Source organism: Bradyrhizobium sp. MOS003, assembly GCF_003020125.1.
Taxonomy (GTDB): Bacteria; Pseudomonadota; Alphaproteobacteria; order Rhizobiales; family Xanthobacteraceae; genus Bradyrhizobium.
This window is the reverse complement of record NZ_PYFW01000001.1, coordinates 1080389-1097355: the sequence shown is the minus strand read 5'-3', so window position 1 is coordinate 1097355 and position 16967 is coordinate 1080389. Positions and strand designations below refer to the sequence as shown.

At 64.7% G+C, this 16967-nt stretch carries 19 protein-coding genes; 7 read left to right on the top strand and 12 right to left on the bottom strand.

The window, feature by feature from the left end:
• Positions 1–67 precede the first annotated feature (67 nt).
• Both C7G42_RS05285 and C7G42_RS05280 read right to left on the bottom strand, forming a co-directional pair.
• A complete protein-coding gene (locus tag C7G42_RS05285; RefSeq protein ID WP_106947968.1) occupies positions 68–796 on the bottom strand; it encodes a glutathione S-transferase family protein in 729 nt (242 codons plus the stop codon).
• Positions 797–825: 29 nt separating this feature from the next.
• Complete coding sequence (locus C7G42_RS05280) at positions 826–1086, bottom strand: hypothetical protein (RefSeq protein WP_106947967.1); 261 nt, start codon at positions 1084–1086, stop codon at positions 826–828.
• A 113-nt stretch (positions 1087–1199) separates the two neighbouring features.
• Between C7G42_RS05280 and C7G42_RS05275 the strand changes: the two genes are divergently transcribed.
• The gene (locus C7G42_RS05275; RefSeq protein WP_106947966.1) at positions 1200–1898 is read left to right on the top strand and encodes a helix-turn-helix transcriptional regulator; all 699 of its coding nucleotides are present in this window, start codon (positions 1200–1202) and stop codon (positions 1896–1898) included.
• A gap of 16 nt (positions 1899–1914) precedes the next feature.
• Positions 1915–2238, top strand: a complete 324-nt coding sequence (locus C7G42_RS05270) for a YkgJ family cysteine cluster protein (RefSeq protein WP_106947965.1) — start codon at positions 1915–1917, stop codon at positions 2236–2238.
• Here C7G42_RS05270 and C7G42_RS35175 read toward each other — a convergent pair.
• Together C7G42_RS35175 and C7G42_RS05260 are read right to left on the bottom strand one after the other, a co-directional pair.
• Positions 2235–2633: a hypothetical protein gene (locus C7G42_RS35175; protein WP_199580659.1), complete on the bottom strand. Its 399-nt coding sequence runs from the start codon at positions 2631–2633 to the stop codon at positions 2235–2237. The genes C7G42_RS05270 and C7G42_RS35175 overlap by 4 nt on opposite strands.
• A gap of 273 nt (positions 2634–2906) precedes the next feature.
• Positions 2907–3254 (bottom strand): DUF3307 domain-containing protein, encoded by a 348-nt coding sequence (locus C7G42_RS05260; protein WP_199580789.1) that lies wholly within the window; start codon positions 3252–3254, stop codon positions 2907–2909.
• A gap of 415 nt (positions 3255–3669) precedes the next feature.
• Here C7G42_RS05260 and C7G42_RS05250 point away from each other — a divergent pair, with 415 nt between their 5' ends.
• The 3 genes from C7G42_RS05250 (at position 3670) to C7G42_RS05240 (ending at position 7157) form a co-directional block, all read left to right on the top strand.
• Positions 3670–5112 (top strand): TAXI family TRAP transporter solute-binding subunit, encoded by a 1443-nt coding sequence (locus C7G42_RS05250; RefSeq protein WP_106947961.1) that lies wholly within the window; start codon positions 3670–3672, stop codon positions 5110–5112.
• A 140-nt stretch (positions 5113–5252) separates the two neighbouring features.
• On the top strand, positions 5253–6359 hold the full coding sequence (locus C7G42_RS05245) for a cyclic nucleotide-gated ion channel (protein ID WP_106947960.1): 1107 nt from the start codon (positions 5253–5255) through the stop codon (positions 6357–6359).
• A 12-nt stretch (positions 6360–6371) separates the two neighbouring features.
• Positions 6372–7157 carry an enoyl-CoA hydratase/isomerase family protein gene (locus C7G42_RS05240; RefSeq protein WP_106947959.1) on the top strand — a complete coding sequence of 262 codons (786 nt, stop codon included), beginning with the start codon at positions 6372–6374 and terminating at the stop codon, positions 7155–7157.
• On the opposite strand, the gene C7G42_RS05235 is transcribed toward C7G42_RS05240, so the two are convergent.
• Together C7G42_RS05235 and C7G42_RS05230 are read right to left on the bottom strand one after the other, a co-directional pair.
• On the bottom strand, positions 7158–7592 hold the full coding sequence (locus tag C7G42_RS05235) for a DUF6157 family protein (RefSeq protein ID WP_199580658.1): 435 nt from the start codon (positions 7590–7592) through the stop codon (positions 7158–7160).
• A gap of 17 nt (positions 7593–7609) precedes the next feature.
• Positions 7610–8254, bottom strand: coding sequence for a glutathione S-transferase family protein (locus tag C7G42_RS05230; protein WP_106947958.1), 645 nt, complete (start codon positions 8252–8254; stop codon positions 7610–7612).
• Between the two features lie 86 nt (positions 8255–8340).
• Between C7G42_RS05230 and C7G42_RS05225 the strand changes: the two genes are divergently transcribed.
• Together C7G42_RS05225 and C7G42_RS05220 are read left to right on the top strand one after the other, a co-directional pair.
• The gene (locus tag C7G42_RS05225) at positions 8341–9321 is read left to right on the top strand and encodes a helix-turn-helix transcriptional regulator (RefSeq protein ID WP_106947957.1); all 981 of its coding nucleotides are present in this window, start codon (positions 8341–8343) and stop codon (positions 9319–9321) included.
• Between the two features lie 138 nt (positions 9322–9459).
• A complete protein-coding gene (locus tag C7G42_RS05220; RefSeq protein WP_106947956.1) occupies positions 9460–9702 on the top strand; it encodes a hypothetical protein in 243 nt (80 codons plus the stop codon).
• A gap of 56 nt (positions 9703–9758) precedes the next feature.
• Here the strand turns inward: C7G42_RS05220 and C7G42_RS05215 are convergent, their stop codons facing one another.
• From C7G42_RS05215 to C7G42_RS05190, 6 genes are all read right to left on the bottom strand, one after another.
• Positions 9759–10991, bottom strand: coding sequence for an EAL domain-containing response regulator (locus C7G42_RS05215; protein ID WP_106947955.1), 1233 nt, complete (start codon positions 10989–10991; stop codon positions 9759–9761).
• A 261-nt stretch (positions 10992–11252) separates the two neighbouring features.
• On the bottom strand, positions 11253–12200 hold the full coding sequence (locus C7G42_RS05210) for a fatty acid desaturase (RefSeq protein WP_106947954.1): 948 nt from the start codon (positions 12198–12200) through the stop codon (positions 11253–11255).
• A gap of 14 nt (positions 12201–12214) precedes the next feature.
• Complete coding sequence (locus tag C7G42_RS05205) at positions 12215–13225, bottom strand: alpha/beta fold hydrolase (protein WP_106947953.1); 1011 nt, start codon at positions 13223–13225, stop codon at positions 12215–12217.
• A gap of 156 nt (positions 13226–13381) precedes the next feature.
• Complete coding sequence (locus C7G42_RS05200; protein ID WP_106947952.1) at positions 13382–14185, bottom strand: MBL fold metallo-hydrolase; 804 nt, start codon at positions 14183–14185, stop codon at positions 13382–13384.
• Between the two features lie 74 nt (positions 14186–14259).
• Positions 14260–15267, bottom strand: coding sequence for a zinc-dependent alcohol dehydrogenase family protein (locus tag C7G42_RS05195; protein WP_106947951.1), 1008 nt, complete (start codon positions 15265–15267; stop codon positions 14260–14262).
• 15 nt (positions 15268–15282) lie between these two features.
• Complete coding sequence (locus tag C7G42_RS05190) at positions 15283–16896, bottom strand: acyl-CoA synthetase (protein WP_106947950.1); 1614 nt, start codon at positions 16894–16896, stop codon at positions 15283–15285.
• Positions 16897–16967 lie beyond the last annotated feature (71 nt).

Genomic DNA, 16967 nt, shown 5'->3' with positions numbered 1-16967 from the left:
TGTGCTTGGGATGAGTTGCCGACGTCACAACAGGTCGTCATGCCCGAGCGCGGCCGTCTTACCAGCGCTAAGCCGCCTGCCGCAGCGGGGTCCAGGCGAACTCCGGATAGTAATTGCCCATCATGCGATCGACATAGGCGGTGAGGTTCGGAAAGCCCTCGGCACGCTCGCGCAGGGCCGATTCGAAAAACGGCGAGAGGATGCCGGCGAGCATGCCGAAGGCGGTGGCGTCGACGCCGCAGGGCTTGCTGCCCATTAGATAAGACTTGTCGCCGAGCTGCACCGAGAGCGCGAACAACGAGCGCACGGCGAGGGCGACGTCGTCATCGGGCCCGTGGCGGCCGAGCCCCGAGAGCAGATAGTTCTCGGCGACGCGGAATTGCGCATCCTCGCGCAGCTTCTCGCGATTGTGCTCCGGTGCGCCGTCGAAGAAATGCGCAGGCCCCTTGGCGAAATTGACCGGATCGACCCAGCGCGCGCCGACCAGCCCCCAATAGACGTGGTGCTCGATCATGCGTTCGAACGCCCAAGCCTGCGCCCGCTCCTGCACAGAGAAGCCGGCGTCGAAATCGAAGCCGTAGCGGCGCTCGATATGGGCGCGGATGAAGGTGGAATCGGCCACCGCCTCACCACCGTCGTCGATGAACGGCAACTGCCCCTTGGGCGAGGCCGGCGGCATCGCCCGCTCCTTCCGATAGGGCAATCCCGCCATCTTGAGCTGCACTTCCGTCTTGGTGACGAAGGGGCTGATTTCCGGCAGGCCGAAGCCGGTGCCAAATCCGTAGAGCGTGATCATGAAGCTTCTCCTGAACCAGTTGACGGAACCTAGTGACGAGCTGCTGCCACCATGGTGGCAGCAGCCGTGATATCTTCTGCGAAACGGGCCCCCCGCCAGGCACGGCTCATCACATGGCGGGCCAGCGCGTCCGCAGCCTGGATCAGCGAGCGTGCCACCACGCTTGCGAGCGCAAACCGGAGGTCGACGGCCATGAGATCGAGTGAAACGAGGCGGCCGAACGCCGATGCGGACCATGCCTGTGCCCGCAGCATCGGAATGGCCGGGCCGAAATGGGTCGGAATGATCATGGACAAATCCCCTTCAGTCGATGTGTTGTCCCGGTATAGAACCCCCCTGCTGCCAACATCCTGTCAGCAGCCGTGCGCCGCTTTCTGAAAAGAACACCAACGAGAGACCCGTCATGAGACGCGCCGACCGGCTGTTTCAGATCATCCAGGTGCTGAGGCGCACGCGTAAGCCGCTGACGGCGGACGCCATCGCGGCCGAGCTCGAGACCTCGAAGCGCACGATCTATCGCGACATCGCGACGCTGATCGGCCAGCGCGTGCCGATCCGCGGTGAAGCCGGCATGGGTTACATTCTGGAGAAGGGTTTCGACCTGCCGCCGCTGATGCTGACGCCCGACGAGATCGAGGCCGCGGTGCTGGGCGCACAATGGGTCGCCGGCCATGCCGATTCGGCACTGGCACGCGCGGCCGAGGATCTGATGGCCAAGATCGCCGACACCGTGCCCGAGCGCCTGCGTCCCTTCGTGCTGGAGCCGGCGAGCCGGGCGCGGCCGAGCTGGAACAGGGAGCCGGACCGCCTGGACATGGTACGCACGCGCACCCAGATCCACGAAGGCAAGAAGATCATGCTGCGCTATCGCGACGAGCAGGGCCGCGCCAGCGAGCGCATGATCTGGCCGATCTCGGTCGGCTATCTCGAGGCCGTGCGGCTGCTGGCGGCCTGGTGCGAGCTACGCGGCGACTTCCGCAGCTTCCGCACCGACCGAGTGGTCGATGCCAGCTATCTCGACGAGAGATATCCGGAACGGCGCGACGTGTTGCGTGCGAAATGGCGGCAGAGCCTGGTCTGGGGCCCGCCCAAAGACACCTGAGGGATACGTGACGAGGATGGAAGAGAGCTCCCCCATCGATCTGTCGAGCCTTTGCCAGAGTTGCGGCGCTTGCTGCGGCTATTCGGCGAACTGGCCGCGCTTCTCGATCGAGAGCGACGAAGAGCTCGCCGCGATTCCGGAAGCGCTGGTCAACGACCGCCAATCCGGTATGCGTTGCGAGGGCGATCGCTGCTCGGCCTTGCAGGGGGATATTGGAAAAGCGACCGCATGCGGCATCTACGCGGTGCGGCCGGAGGTGTGCCGCACCTGCATGCCGGGCGACGCCGAATGCACGATGGCGCGGCGGAAGTTCAGGCTTCCGGCGATCGAAGCAAGTTAGGCCGGAACGGCTTCGCTGATGTCGTCGTCGATCTCGTCGTCCAGCGGTGCGAGCACCGAGAGCGGCTTGGTCGACAGCGTGATCGGCTTGCGCCCGCCCGACAGCGACGGCGAGGATTTCAGCGTGCCTTCGCGCGACAGCGCATAGAGCGTCGAGCCGACGCGGCCGCCGTTCTCGATCAGGTCGCGCTCGTTACAGCTGCCCGCGATCGCGACCGCCAGCGAATGCAAATGGCTGCGGCGATAGCAGAACAGCGCCAGCTTCGCGCGTGCGTCTGGAGAAACACTCTCAACCAACCTCGGCAGGCCGCTCTCGCTGGCGCGATACATCGCGCCAAGGAGTTCGTCCTGAACCGGGCAGAAATCGCTTTCAATGGCGTCGCGGCTTGAAAACATTGCAGTTCTCCCTCGACGCCGAAGATGCAGTGCAATTCTCTAATGAAAGGTTAACCACCCTGCCCGGTAGTCACCCGGTGTGCTTGCGCGCGCGCCGCGAATCAGAGGCGCCGGCCGGGACTGCGGTTGCGGTAATCCCTCGAGACGCCCGCCTTTGGCGGGCTCCTCAGGGTGAGGTCTGGATCTGCTGACAGACTCTATCCCTCATGGTGAGGAGGCGCGCAGCGCCGTCTCGAACCATGCAGGCCCGACCGTCGCCCGAGGCCACCCCCGTCAGTTCGCCGCCATGAAGATGGACAAGCCGAAGCCGGTGAGATGATGCAGCGCCTGGTCGACGCCGATCAGGGTCCAGAACCAGGGATGCGAAAGGTCGACCCCAAAATTAGCCGAGACCAGCCCCTTGGCGCGGTCGATCGTGATGTGGATCACGAAGTCGATGAAGGCCACGAACCAGAATTTCGGCGCCACGATCAGAATAAGCGGCAGCGCAACCGCAAGGTGAATCAGGCAATGCACCAGAAGCGGCAGGGCCCAGCCGTGCTTCTGGTCCTTGCCGTGCGCCATCCAGGCGGTCTGAAGGACGAAATCGGCGATGATGTGCTTGAAGGTGAGCAGCAACATCCAGCCAATGAGCGCTTCGACCGGAACCGCCGATGACATGGGTGGAAACGACAAGGCCGACGCCCTCATTGAGCTAGCAAGAAAAATTGGAGCGTTCAGCGCAACTTCTTCTTGGACCGGTCAAATCGCCGGGACCTCTGATTTATGACATCTCCCGTGTCGGAATGCAGCCGGGGGGAACCGGAAAATCGCCAAGTGTGGCTAACCGGTGATAGGATGCCCTTTCGCCGAGGCCGCGACGAGTAAGGTTACCCTCGGCTCGAAATTTGCTTTCCGGACCTGGCGCGCTATCATTGCCGGCACAGAATATCGTTCTTTTTCAGAGCTTAGGAATTGCAGGGCACCCGCCGCGATCACGTCCGCGAGCCGCCCGTCACCCATGAATAAGGCCAGAGTGCAGCCATGAGTACTGACCATGAGTACTGACGGCCCCACCGCATCTCCGATCGAGCCGCCGCGGCGCCCCAAGGTTATCAAGACCAATCAGCAACAGGTCCTCCTCTACGTCGTGCTGACCCTGCTGCTGTCGCTCGCTACCGTCTGGGGCGGCCGCGCCTTGCTGCACAATTCGGAGACGCTGACCTTTGCCGTCGGCGCCCCCAACAGCGACGAGGCGCTGTTCGCGGCCAAGCTCGCTGCCGTGCTGAAGGCCAACGCCTCGCGCTTCCGGATCAAGGTCGTCAATAACCCTGACAACGCCAAGGCGCTCGCGCAATTCGACCGCAAGCAGGCAGATCTCGCCGTGCTGCGCACGGACGCCAAGGTGCCGCTGCGGGCGCGCACGCTCGCAATTCTAGAGCACGATCTCGTGCTTCTGCTCGGTCCCGGCAACAAGAAGATCAAGTCGATCGCCGAGCTGAAGAAAAAGAAGATTGCCGTTGTCGCAGAGAGCGAAGCCTCGCTCGCTTTCGTCCGCAGCATTCTCGACATCCCCGACGGTCCCGACGCCGCGAAGATCCAGATGGCGCCGCAGGGCATGACGCTCGACAAGCTGTTTGCCCCGTCAAACGGCTTTGGCGCGGTGATCGCCATCGTCCATACATCCAGGGCCGTGCGCGACAAGGCCTATGAACAGGTCGCCAAGCGCGGCGGCTTCACGCTCAACGCCATCGACGAGGCCAAGGCGCTGGCGCGCAGGCTTCCCGGCATTTCCAGCGAGACGCTGACGGCAGGCACGCTGTCGACCTCGCCCCAGATTCCCGACGACGACCTCGACACGGTCGGGCTCGAATGGCTGCTGGTCGCGCAATCCAGGATGGCGGCCTCCACAGCTGGCGAACTGGCGCGCACGATCTACGAAAACAAATCCGCGCTCGGGCTCGACAACGGCTTTGCCAGCAGAATTGAACCGGCCTCGACCGAAAAGGACGCCTTCGTGATGGCGCACCAGGGGGCGGCCGACTACATCAACGACGACACCAAGTCGTTCATGGATAAGTACAGCGACCTGATGTATCTGGGCGCCGCCGCGCTCAGCGTCATCGGCTCGATCTTCGCGGCGATCTACGCCAAGATCACCCGCATCGCGCCGGAGAAGGCCAGCGAGCTTTCCACCGCCATCCTCGACGTCGGCGAGCGGATCGAGCACGCCCACTCCCTGGACCAGCTCGAATGTCTGCAGGACGAGCTGGAGGGCATCCTGCGCGGCGCCGTCATCGGCCTGAGGGACGGCACGATAAGTACCGATGGGCTCGACACCTTCAAGCTCGGCTATGAATTCGTCCGCGACGAGATCGGCATGCGCCGCGACTATCTGAAGCGCCATGCCGGCGAAACCGAGAAGACGGTGCGCGAGGCCGGCCCTGCCCAGCACGACGACAGCAATGTCGTGGTGGTGAAGACCGCCCAGAGCGCCTGACGGCAAGCCGGTCGGCCGCCCGCTGCGGCGCAGATAAAGCCTACCCCTCGTTGACGGCCTCCGCACAGGCAGGCACTTTGGCGCCGCCGTCCCAGCCGGGACCTCGTAAGACAAGTCCCGATACCGAGCCGCCTGCCCGCATGTCCAAGCCGCTGACCACCGCTCTGGCCCAGTTCACGGCCGCCACGGCCGGCCGCAACATGACCAAGGCGGCCTACGTCGCGGTGACCGGCGGCGTGCTCAGTATGGTGCTGCTGACAGACAAGCGGGCCGACGATGCGCACAATTGGGTCAGCGGCCTGCTCTGGACCTGCCTCGCCTATTTCGTGTTCGAATGGCTGGTCCGGCTGCGCCATATGGCGCGGCAAGGACGGCTGTCGCTCTATGTGTCCTCCTCGGCCGGGCTGGTCGATGCGATCGGGGCGCTGGCCGTGCCGGTCGCGCTTCTCCTTGGCGCCGAGCCCAGGACGGCCTGGCTGCTCAGCGTGCTCTGGGTGCTGAAGGTGGTGCCGGGCATCCCCGGCCTGCGGCAGCTTCGCCGCGTGCTGGTGCTCGAATCGGGCCCGCTGCTCAGCGTGCTCGTGATCTTCCTGATGGTGGTCTTCCTCGCCTCCGTCGCCGAATATTTCCTGGAGCGGGACGTGCAGCCGCAGACCTTCGGCAGCGTGCCGGCCGCGCTGTGGTGGGCCGTCGTCACGCTCACGACGACAGGCTATGGCGACGCCGTGCCGGTCACGCCGCTCGGGCGCTTGGTGGCGGCGGCGGTGATGATCTCCGGCCTCGGCGTGTTCGGCCTCTGGACCGGTATCCTGGCGACAGGATTTGCCGCCGAGACGCGGCGCGACAATTTCCTCAAGACCTGGGAGGCTGTCAGCAAGGTGCCGTTCTTCGCGGCCCTCGGGCCCTCAGCGATTGCCGACGTCACCCACATGCTGCGGACAATGGAGCTGCCGCCGCGCACTTTGGTCATCCGCAAGGGCGCGCCGGGCGACTGCATGTATTTCATAGCCGCCGGCGAGGTCGAGGTCGACCTGCCCGGCAAGAAGGTGCAACTCGGCGAAGGCTCCTTCTTCGGCGAGATGGCGCTGCTTGGCAACAACATGCGCGGCGCCAATGTCTCGACCACGAAAGTGTCGCGGCTTCTGGTGCTCGACCTCGTCGACTTCCGCGTGCTGATGGCACGGCATCCCGATCTCGCCGAGACCATCGACGCCGAGGCGAAACGGCGCGCACTCGAAAACAGGTAAAAGGAGACGAGAATGTCGGACATCACCGACGCTGCCACCGGCCCCGTGCTCGAACGCGACGGCGCACGCGCCACCATTCGCCTCAACCGGCCCAAGCATCTCAACCGCCTGCAAGCCGAGGATCTGGTAGAGCTTGTCAAGCTGTTCGACCAGGTCGAGGCCGATCCTGCGATTCGCGTGCTGGTGCTGACCGGTACCGGCCGCGCCTTCTCCGCCGGCTACGACCTCAATTCGGTCGCCGAGCGCGCGGTGAGCGCAAACGCGCAACCGAGCGTGGGCTCCGCCTTCGAGGTGGTCGTCAACCGTCTTGAGGATTTGGGCGTGCCGACGATCTGCCGGCTCAACGGCGGCGTCTATGGCGGCTCGACCGATCTTGCACTCGCCTGCGATTTCCGCATCGGCATCGACACCGCCGAGATGTTCATGCCGGCGGCGCGGCTCGGGCTGCATTATTACAGGAGCGGCATCAAGCGCTACGTGTCCCGGCTCGGCGTCGACAATGCGAAGAAGTTGTTCCTGACGGCGCAGAGGATCAGCGCGCCGGAGATGCTGCGCATCGGTTATCTCACCGCGATGGTGCCCGAGGAGGCGCTCGACGAGGAAGTCGACAGGCTCGCCAACATCCTCGCCGGAAACGCGCCCCAGGCGATGCGCGGAATGAAGCGCGCCATCAACGAATTCGCCCGCGGCGAGCTCGATGTAGCCGCCGCCGACCAGCGTCACCGCGACAGCATGCGCGGCGACGAGATCAAGGAAGGCATCAAGGCGTTCGCGGAGAAGCGAGCGCCGCGGTTTTGATCACCCCCGCTTCGACCGCATCGCGCGCACCTGCGTGAGCTTGGGATCGCGCAAGAACGCCTGGTAACGCTTGCTTTCGACGGCGTAGATCGCGATCCGTCCCTCGCCATCGGCATGAACGCCCCAGCCGAAGCGCTTGCCGAGGCTTGACGCCCTCATGCACGCCTGCCCCCGGGAGAAGAACGCTTCACGCGCCGCATGCTTCTCCGCCTTCGTCGCCTTCGCATCGAGCTCGCGTCCCGGCGCAGACGTCGCGAAGATCACGTCATCGGAGGTGTATTTGTAGGGCGACTTCGCGATCATAGCATATTGCAGGCACGCGACCGTCGGCTTTCCCGCGCGCAGCGGCGGCTGCTCCCCAACCCGCGCGGGACAGTCTTCGGCAACCCGGATGAAGGTATGGAAGCAGTTGGTCGTGTGCATCGGCTTCGTCATCTGCAGCCCTGGATCATTCAACCACCAATAGCCGCGGCATGCTGCGCCGCCATCTCCTCGTCCGCCGCATTGATGCGCTGGAATGCCGGCCGCGCGGTCATGCGCTCGGCATAGCGAACGAACACGTCCTTCTTCGGCACGATGCCGAACATCATGGTCCAGTTGAACGCCACCCCCCACAGCACATCCGCGGCCGTCATCCGCTCGCCGAGCAGATACGGCCCCCTCGACAGCTGCGCTTCCAGCGCGCCGAGCATGGTGTCGTAGTCGGCATAGGGTGACTGCGTGATCGGCGCCGGCTCGCGCTGCATGAACCTGTCGATCAGCGCCGGCTCGAAGGATGAGCCGTAATAGGCGATCCAGCGCAGATAGGGCCCGCGCAAGGAATCGTTCAGTGCGGGCGTCAAACCTGCCTGCGGGAAGAGGTCGGCGAGATAGATGGCGATCGCTACCTGCTCGGTCACCAGGGCACCGCCGTGGCTGATCGCCGGGACCTTGCCGAGCGGATTGATGGCGAGATAAGCCGGCTGACGCTGCTCGCCGGCCTTCATGTTGAGGACATGCAGATCGTAGGGCGCGCCCAGCTCCTCCAGCAGCACCCGCGTGCCCGTGGCGCGGCTTTGCGGCGAGTAATACAAGGTAACGCGGTTCGAATCGGTCATGGCGGATCCTATCTGGCCTGCTGGCGATGGCGCAGCTTGTAGCGGGCCATACCTGACATCCTGTGTCAGGTATGGTTTAAACAATCATGCGCGCGAGCCGGATGTTGTCGATCCTCACCACCCTCCAGGCCAGAGGGCAGGTCACCGCGCCTGAGCTCGCGGAGGCCTGCGAGGTCTCGGTCCGGACGATCTATCGCGATATCGACGCGCTCGCCGCGTCCGGCGTTCCCGTTTACGCCGACCGTGGCGCGGAGGGCGGCTATCGGCTGCTCGACGGCTATCGCGTGCGGCTGAACGGCCTGTCGCCGAGCGAGGCCGAGACGCTGTTCCTGGCGGGCTTGCCGGGCCCGGCGGCGGCGCTCGGGCTGGATGCGGCAATGATCGCCGCGCAGAACAAGCTGATGGCGGCGCTGCCCGTCCACCTGCGCCAGGATGCCAGGGGGATGCAGGAACGCTTTCATCTGGACGCGCCGGGCTGGTTCGGCGAGGCCGAAGAGCCGAAGCATTTACGCACGATTGCGGGCGCCGTACTGCGCGGGACGCTGATCAAGATCCGCTATCAGAGCTGGCGCGCGGAGAAGCAGCGTCGCCTCGCGCCGCTCGGCCTCGTGCTGAAGGGCGGCAGCTGGTATCTGGCCGGACAAGTCGACACCAGCGTGCGCACGTACCGCATCGCGCGCGTGCTCGACTGCACCGCGCTCGACGACCGCTTCGATCGTCCCGCCGATTTCGATCTCGCCGGCTATTGGCAGGCCGCGACGCTCCGCCTCGAAGCGGAGATGCACCCCAATATCGCGATCGTCAGGCTGTCGCCGTTCGGCGTCAAACTTCTGGACGCGCTGAGCCAGCCTTACGTCAAGGCGCGCACGCAGTTCGAGGAGACGACGGACGTGGACGGCTGGCGCATTGCGCGCGTGCCTGTCGGCAAGACGTCCTGGCACGCCGCGTCCGAATTGCTGCGGCTCGGCTCCGAGGTCGAGGTGCTGGAGCCCGTCGATCTCCGCGACAAGATGGCCGAGATGACGGAGGTGATGGCTGCGCGATATCGCGCGGCGCGAAAAACATGACGCCGGCATATTTCGCCGACGCCCACGAAACAGTCCTGAAACACGATTCTCCCCTTGCCGTGTGAACGCATTCGCGTTTCGGCCCGACCGAGATGCAGGGACACAACAACGGCCTTAGCGCCACACTGGAGAATGAAAATGTTTCGTAAGCTTGCTCTTGGTCTGATCGCTGCCGGCTCGCTCGGCGTCGCCGCTCTCGCGCCCACCGCGGCGTCGGCCGGCGGCTTCTATCCTCATCATCACTGGGGTCACGGCTGGGGCTACGGCGGTGGCATCTACCTCAACACCGGCGTCAGCAACTGCTACCAGGAGCGCCTCGTCCGGACCCGCCACGGCCTGCGCGTGCGCGTCGTGAATGTCTGCGCCTACGGGATCTACTGAGCCCGCCTGCATCGGTTGACGCAGCCCCGGTCGTTCCGCGACCGGGGCTCGCCGTTTCAGCTCGCGAGAGCCGTCGGCGTCGCGGATGCGGCCCGGTCGTCCGCGAGAGCATTGCGTTCCGCGATCCATCGTTCCGCCCGCGAGCGCCGCAGCGAGGGCGCAAACAGGAAGCCCTGTGCGACGTCACAGCCGATCCGACGGACGATCTCGAGCGCCTCCGGGCTCTCGACGCCTTCGGCCACCACTTTCATGTTGAACGCCTTCGCGAGCGCCACGGAGGCATCGACGATCTTCATCATGTCGTCGTCGGATTCGCAGCCCTTGATGAAGGACTGGTCAATCTTCAATTCGCTGAACGGAAGCCGCGCCAAGGCCGCCAGCGACGAATAACCGGTGCCGAAATCGTCGATGGCCGTGCCGATCCTCTTGATCCGCAACCGCACCAGGATGTCGTTGGCGCGGTCGACGTCGGCCATCGCCGAGGTCTCGGTGATCTCCACCGTCAGCGATGACGGGGGGACGTTTTCGCGCCGCAGGATCTCCTCGATCCGCTCGGGCAGGGCCAGATCCGACATCAGCGAGCCCGAGATGTTGACCGCGACGGTGAAACCGGGATTGCGCTCGATCAGCTTGCGGCCCTGCGACATCGCCGACGACAGGATGCAATCGGTCAACTCCCGCATCAGACCGGCCACCTCGGCGATCGGAATGAAGACCATCGGCGAGACCATTCCGAATTCGGCCGTGCGCCAGCGCGCCAGTGCTTCGGCGCCGACGACCCTGCCGGTCTGAAGCGCGATCTTCGGCTGAAACTCGGCGAAGAATTCGCCGTCCGCGAGGCCTCGCAAAATCCTCTCCGGCGTAATCCGGACCTGCGGCGAGGCGGACGTCGGGGCCGGCGGCGCACGGTGCGGCAATTCCAGTGCGCTGCGCAGGCGGTTCAGATCGAGCGGCTTCGTCAGGCATCCACCAACCGACAGCTTCAGCCCGTTTGCGACCCGTCGCGTGGCCTTCATGACGCGATCATCGCAGCCGCTGATGATCACGATCGACATGGCGCGCAAGCCGGCTTCCGCGACGAAGCGCAGCAGCTCCACTCCGTCCCTCTCGCCGAGCGACAGATCGAGCGCCATGATTTCGAAGGCTTCGCGGCCGAGCAGCTCGGTTGCGGCCTCGTAGGAGGAAGCAACCACCGTCTCGTAGCCGAGCTTCGCCCCGATCTTGCCGATCAAAACGCGTTGCACCAGATCGTCGTCGACCACCAGTAGACGGCCTCTCGTCGAACTCATCACCCATCTCTCCACACGTCGGCGGCGTTGATGTCGTCAACCTAGGGCAGCGCCCTCGCCTGGTCATGAATACAAGACGGCTAAAACTTTCCAGATCCGGAAGGAAACGTTAGGCACGTTTTTGCGGGCTTCAAGCGATTGATTCTCATGGTGTTTTCGTGAAGCTCGACGCAACGGTAGCGGAATATTCCGCGCCATGCGCAATTGCAATGAACGCGTCGTGAAGCTCTCTATCGGAAGCTGGCAAATGCGTGCGCCCGACTAGCCCGCCCGCCGCTGCCGGCGAAACCAGGCCCAGGTCTCACGCGTCGTCCTGATGTAACCGCGGCCGCGATGGACGATCTCGCCGTCCACGATCTCGTTCAGCTTCGGCAGCGCGTGAAACGGGATCGAGGGATAGGCGTGATGCTCGACATGGTAGGGCATGTTCCACGCAAACCATTTGACCACCGCCCCGGTGTAGGTGGTCCGGGTATTCTGGAAAGCGCTGCGGGTGCGCTCGCAGCCGGTATGCTCGGCATAGAGATAGGGCCGCAGGAAGACCTGCCCGATGACGAGCGGAACGACCCAGACCCAGAGCAGCAAGGCCGAGGAGCACCACAGCGAGAGCGCGAGCAGCAGCACGTAGAGCGCGACATAGACACGCGCCTCCCTCACGATGACCGCGCGCTTGTTTTCGGGGATCCAGGGCACGGTGACCTCTCCGGTGATCGCATGGCCGAGCATCAGCCGGAGGCGGCCGGCGACCTGGAGCACACCGCTATAGGCGATCGCGAGCTGCGTGTCGGATGCCGGCTTCACCCCGACGATCAGTTCGGGATCCTTGTCCGGATCCTGGGTGTAGCGGTGATGGTCCCAGTGAAACAGGCAGTAATATTCGTAAGGCAATCCGATGAGGAAGGCCGAGAGATAACCGACGACGAGGTTGAGGCTTCGGCTCCTGAACGCCGTCTTGTGCGCGGTCTCGTGCACCGCCATGAACAGGAAGGCGACGACATAGCCCTGCACCGCCATCAACGGCAGCGCCCAGAGCACGCCCCATGTCGACGAAAGCTTCCAGATCAGCACCCCCATCAGGACGATCACGCCATAATGGCCGAGGCTCTGCGCTGCGCCCCTGAGATCGGAGCGGACCGATAGCTCGCGCAGCATCGCCGGCGTCAGCGGCTTCAGGCGGTGGCCGGACTCTGAAGCGGTCGCGTCGGTCATGATCGATGCCTGCCTTACTTGCCGAGAAGCGCCGCGACCTCGGCCTTGAGAAATGCCTGGTCGCGCGGATTGCCAATGGGGTTGCCGGCGCGATGGCCATGCAGCGACGGAATCGGATGCAGCACCGCCGATCTCGCGCCAGTCAGCCGGACGAGCTCGTCCTCGTTGTCGCGGACGTCGAAATAGCGGTCGGTCGCGCCCGGCATCAGCAGCATGTGCGCCTTGATCGCTGCCAGCGCGCGATCGAAATCGCCGGCGAAGGTCGCACAGCGGCTGATGTCGCCATTCTGCCAGATGCCGATCTGCGCCAGCAGGTCATTGGCGTCGCGGCGGGCGAATGTCGCGTCCCAGACATGGACGAGATAATCCTCCAGCGAGGTGAAGCCGGCCTCGCGCCAGAGTTCGTCGCGATAGAAGCCGTGCGACATCGCCCAGCCGGCATAGACCCGCCCCATGGCACGATAGCCGGCGACGGGCTTCTCCACGAAGCGGCCGTCGCGGAAGGCGGGATCGGCGGTGAGCGCAGCCTTCACGCTCTCCAGGAAGACGTAATTGTAGGGCGCGCAACGCGCGCTGCCGCACACCACGGCTGCCCGCTCGACCATATCGGGGTGCAGCGCCGCCCAGTGATAGGCCTGCATGCCGCCCATCGACCAGCCATAGACGAGAGCAAGCTTCGTGATGCCGAAGCGCTCGGTAAGGAGCCGGTGCTGGACCGCGATGGCATCGTGATAACTCACCTCGGGAAACCGCGCCGCGGTATTCGACGGCGAAGACGACAGGCCGTTGCCGAACAGGTTCGGGATGACGATGAAGTAGCGCGTGGGGTCGAGCACGCCGTCCGGACCGATCAGCCATTCGATATCGGTGTGCTGCGCACTGAACGAGGTCGGATAGAGGATGACATTGTCTTTGGCCGGGCTCAGCGTGCCGTAGGTCTTGTAGGCGAGCTTCATCGAGGGGAACGCGGTCCCTGCCTGGAGGGTGACGTCGCCAGCCTCGAAGATCTCGTAGTGCGCCGCCATGAACCGAACTCCGCCCGCAGCCAAAGAATACGCCGCTGACGCGGCAATGCATCGATCATGCCGGGCCCCGCGGACGCGCCGTTGCGCCACGCTCAATAATTGTACTTTTAGTACAGTTATAATCAGCCAGCAAGATAAATCCGAACGCCGGCCCGTTCACGCGATGGCCGCCAGATAGCGCTCCACCGACACCGCAAATGCGGCCTTGGCGCCGCCAGCGATGTTGCGGCCCCACCAGGCGCCATAGATGCGGTCGAAGGCGAGCGGCTCGACGGCGGCCGCGATCCGCCGCACCGCGGCTGCATTGAGCGGCATGTAGTTGGGGTAGGAATACATGAAGCTGACGAAGCGGCGGTCCATCGTCACCTGTGCAATGTCGCCGGTGAGCAGCGCGCCCCTGCCATCCGCACTGCGCGCCGAGTGCAGCATGGTGGCGCCGGCGAAATGACCGCCGGTGCGCAGCAGCAGTACATCGTCGGAGATGCGGAGGCTCTCACCGGTCCAGTGCACGATGGAAGGATGCGGCCGCGTGACGAAGGCGCGATCGTCGGCATGCAGATAGACCGGCACGCCGCCAAAGGCGTCACTCCAGTCGGCGGCCGCGCCGTAGTAGTGCGGATGCGAGATCGCGATCGCCTTCAGGCCGCCGAGCGCTGCGACGTATGGGATGGCGTCGTCGGTTGCGAGCGGAATGCAATCCCACATCACGCAGCCGTCGCCTTGAGGCACCAGCAGTGCGCGCTGCCCGATGGCGAAGCTCGGCTCCAGGCCGATTCCGGTGAGGCCGAGATCGTCGCGTCGCACCAGCCGGTGTCCCCGCGCGAGCTCCTCGCGCGTGAGGAAGGTCTGCCCTTTCCAGTTCACGAACTGCCGCTCGTCCTCGCAGATTACGCAGGAGGCGGGCGGATTTGCAACATTCGGGAATTGCGCGCCGCAGGTTTCGCAGGTCCAGAGAGGCATGACCGGAGCTCCGTGGGAAGATCGCAGGATGACATTGCGAACGAGCTTTCGCCGCCACCGTCATCGATTACCGTTTAGGGAAACTCCACCACGATCTTTCCGAAATGACCACCCTGCTGCATCAGGCGCAACGCGTCGGGCACGGCATCGAAACTGCACACGTGGTCGATCACCGGCTTCATGCCGTTGCGTTTGATTGCGGCCGTCATCCCCTCGAACATCCGGCGGCTTCCGACCGAGAGGCCGATGACGTGCAGGTTCTTGGCGAACAGGCTCGGTATCGCGATCTGCTGCGAGAAGCCCGTGAGCACGCCGATCACCAGGATCGTGCCACCGACGCGCACGGCCTCGAGCGATTGCGCGAAGGTGTCTTTGCCGCCGACTTCGACGACGTGATCGACCCCTCCGCGGGTCCATTCCGCCGCGGCCTTGCCCCATTCCGGCACTGAAAGATAGTTGATGGTGTGGTCGGCACCGAGCGCCCTGGCGCGTTCGAGCTTCTCGTCGCTCGACGACGTCACGATCACGCTGGCGCCGGCGAGCTTCGCGAACTGCAGCGCGAAGATCGAGACGCCGCCGGTGCCCTGCACCAGCACGGTATCGCCAGGCTTGACATGCGCTTCTTCGAACAATGCACGCCAGGCGGTGAGCCCGGCGCAGGGCAGCGTCGCGGCCTCCCGGAACGACAGATGGGAGGGCATGCGGCTGACACCCTCGGCATCGAGCACCATCACCTCCTGCAGCACGCCGGGCCGCGTGCCGCCGAGCGCGTAACGGCGGCTGGCCGCCGAAACCTGTCCGTCGATCCAGGACTGGAAGAACATCGGACAGACGCGATCGCCTGTCACAACGCGGGTGACGCCTTCGCCGATTGCGACCACCTCGCCCGCACCGTCCGAGAACGGGATCAGCGGCAATCGGGTGACGCCGCCCTTGCCGCTGATCGTAAGCAGATCGCGGTAGTTGAGCGCTGCCGCCTTCATCCGCACCGCGACCTGGCCCGGTCCGGGCGCGGGCTCCGGCAGATCGGCCAGTTCCATCCCCTCGATCGACCAGTCGCGCGCGACCTGCCATGCTTTCATGGGAAGCGCTCCCTCTCAGGTGCCAAAGCTCTTCTGTACCGCCTTGTCCAGCGTCTCGCCGCCGACAAAGCGTTGGCGCAGCTCGCGCTTGAGCAGCTTGCCGCTGGGGTTCTTCGGCAAGGCATCCACGAAGATGACGCGCTTGGGCACCTTGAAATGCGCCATCTGGCCGGCGCAGTGCTTGATGACAGCTTCCTCGTCGAGCTTCTCGCCGCTCTTCACGACGACGATCGCGGTCACCGCCTCGATCCAGCGCGGATCGGGCAGGCCGACCACGGCGACCTCGGAGACCTCTGGGATGCGATAAACCATCTCCTCGACCTCGCGGCTGGCGACATTCTCGCCGCCGGTCTTGATCATGTCCTTGACGCGATCGACCACGGTGATGTGGCCCTCGTCATCGACGGTGGCGAGATCGCCGGAGTGAAACCAGCCGCCCGTGAAGGCCGCCGCGGTCTTTTCAGGGTCCTTATAATAGCCGGAGAGCAGATGCGGCGAGCGGTGCACGATTTCGCCGACCTCGCCAACCTTGACGTCCTCCATCGTCGTGTTGACCACACGCGTTTCGACATTGAGCACCGGCTTGCCGGCCGAGCCCGCCTTGCGCAGCTGGTCCTCCGGCCGCAGCACGGTCGCGAGCGGCGCGATCTCGGTCTGGCCGTAGAAATTCCAGAATTTAACCTTGGGCAGGCGGCGCTGAAGCTCGAGCAGGACTTCCACCGGCATGATCGAGGCGCCGTAATAGCCCTTCTGCAAGGTTGACAGATCGGTCTTGTCGAAGTTCGGTGAGCGCAGCATCGCAATCCAGATCGTCGGCGGCGCGAAGAACGATGTGATTTTGTGGGCCTGGATGAGAGCTAGGATGTTGTCGGCGGTCGGTTTACCGGTGATGACGCCGGAGGCGCCGAGATAGATCTGCGGCCCCAGGAACACGTCCAGCTGAGCGCAATGATAGAGCGGCAGCGCGTGGAGAAATTTGTCGTCCACGCTCATGCCGCCGTCAATGATGCAGCTGACATACTGCCACATGACGGCCTCATGGGTCAGCATCGCGCCCTTGGGCAGGGATTCCGTGCCGCTGGTGTAGACGATCTGGGCGAGATCGCGGCTATCGACCGAGGCTTCCAAGGACGAACCGTCGGCATCAAGCAGATCGTCGAAGGTGACGAGACCCGCGGGCGCCGACGCGGGATCCTCGCCCGGCAGCCAGATCATCTTCTCGACCGCGCAATCCTTGGCGCTGGCTACGCGCGCCGGCTCGACGAAATCGGGGCCGGTCGCGAGCAGTTTCGCCCCGGAGCTCTTCAGGATGAAACCGATCTCGTCCGGATTGAGCATGAAGTTGATCGGCACCAGCACCGCGCCGATCCGTGCCACCGCGAAGCGCAGCGCCGCGAAGGCATGCGAATTGCGCGAGAGCACCGCGATGCGGTCACCCTTCCTGGCGCCGAGGCCGAGCAGACCACGGCCGAGCCGGTTGCAGATCGCGTCCATCTCGGCAAAGGTCCAGCAGACACGACCGCAGCTCACCGCAAGCTTGTCCGGTTCGCGGCCTGCAGAACGGCGCAGGAGATCGCCGATCGAATGCTCGCGCGCCTTCGCGATGGTGGCTGCAGTGTCGCTCGACATTTCCGTTCCCCTGGAATTTTGTTGTCGACGCAGCTGCCGGCTTGGGCAGCCTCGGCATGTGCGCCCTTTTG

What these genes read in the sequence shown, in the direction of transcription:
- C7G42_RS05285 (WP_106947968.1), bottom strand. Translation starts at nt 796, where the DNA reads ATGATCACGCTCTACGGATTTGGCACCGGCTTCGGCCTGCCGGAAATC.
- C7G42_RS05280 (WP_106947967.1), bottom strand. Translation starts at nt 1,086, where the DNA reads ATGATCATTCCGACCCATTTCGGCCCGGCCATTCCGATGCTGCGGGCA.
- C7G42_RS05275 (WP_106947966.1), top strand. Translation starts at nt 1,200, where the DNA reads ATGAGACGCGCCGACCGGCTGTTTCAGATCATCCAGGTGCTGAGGCGC.
- C7G42_RS05270 (WP_106947965.1), top strand. Translation starts at nt 1,915, where the DNA reads ATGGAAGAGAGCTCCCCCATCGATCTGTCGAGCCTTTGCCAGAGTTGC.
- C7G42_RS35175 (WP_199580659.1), bottom strand. Translation starts at nt 2,633, where the DNA reads ATGTTTTCAAGCCGCGACGCCATTGAAAGCGATTTCTGCCCGGTTCAG.
- C7G42_RS05260 (WP_199580789.1), bottom strand. Translation starts at nt 3,254, where the DNA reads ATGTTGCTGCTCACCTTCAAGCACATCATCGCCGATTTCGTCCTTCAG.
- C7G42_RS05250 (WP_106947961.1), top strand. Translation starts at nt 3,670, where the DNA reads ATGAGTACTGACGGCCCCACCGCATCTCCGATCGAGCCGCCGCGGCGC.
- C7G42_RS05245 (WP_106947960.1), top strand. Translation starts at nt 5,253, where the DNA reads ATGTCCAAGCCGCTGACCACCGCTCTGGCCCAGTTCACGGCCGCCACG.
- C7G42_RS05240 (WP_106947959.1), top strand. Translation starts at nt 6,372, where the DNA reads ATGTCGGACATCACCGACGCTGCCACCGGCCCCGTGCTCGAACGCGAC.
- C7G42_RS05235 (WP_199580658.1), bottom strand. Translation starts at nt 7,592, where the DNA reads ATGACGAAGCCGATGCACACGACCAACTGCTTCCATACCTTCATCCGG.
- C7G42_RS05230 (WP_106947958.1), bottom strand. Translation starts at nt 8,254, where the DNA reads ATGACCGATTCGAACCGCGTTACCTTGTATTACTCGCCGCAAAGCCGC.
- C7G42_RS05225 (WP_106947957.1), top strand. Translation starts at nt 8,341, where the DNA reads ATGCGCGCGAGCCGGATGTTGTCGATCCTCACCACCCTCCAGGCCAGA.
- C7G42_RS05220 (WP_106947956.1), top strand. Translation starts at nt 9,460, where the DNA reads ATGTTTCGTAAGCTTGCTCTTGGTCTGATCGCTGCCGGCTCGCTCGGC.
- C7G42_RS05215 (WP_106947955.1), bottom strand. Translation starts at nt 10,991, where the DNA reads ATGAGTTCGACGAGAGGCCGTCTACTGGTGGTCGACGACGATCTGGTG.
- C7G42_RS05210 (WP_106947954.1), bottom strand. Translation starts at nt 12,200, where the DNA reads ATGACCGACGCGACCGCTTCAGAGTCCGGCCACCGCCTGAAGCCGCTG.
- C7G42_RS05205 (WP_106947953.1), bottom strand. Translation starts at nt 13,225, where the DNA reads ATGGCGGCGCACTACGAGATCTTCGAGGCTGGCGACGTCACCCTCCAG.
- C7G42_RS05200 (WP_106947952.1), bottom strand. Translation starts at nt 14,185, where the DNA reads ATGCCTCTCTGGACCTGCGAAACCTGCGGCGCGCAATTCCCGAATGTT.
- C7G42_RS05195 (WP_106947951.1), bottom strand. Translation starts at nt 15,267, where the DNA reads ATGAAAGCATGGCAGGTCGCGCGCGACTGGTCGATCGAGGGGATGGAA.
- C7G42_RS05190 (WP_106947950.1), bottom strand. Translation starts at nt 16,896, where the DNA reads ATGTCGAGCGACACTGCAGCCACCATCGCGAAGGCGCGCGAGCATTCG.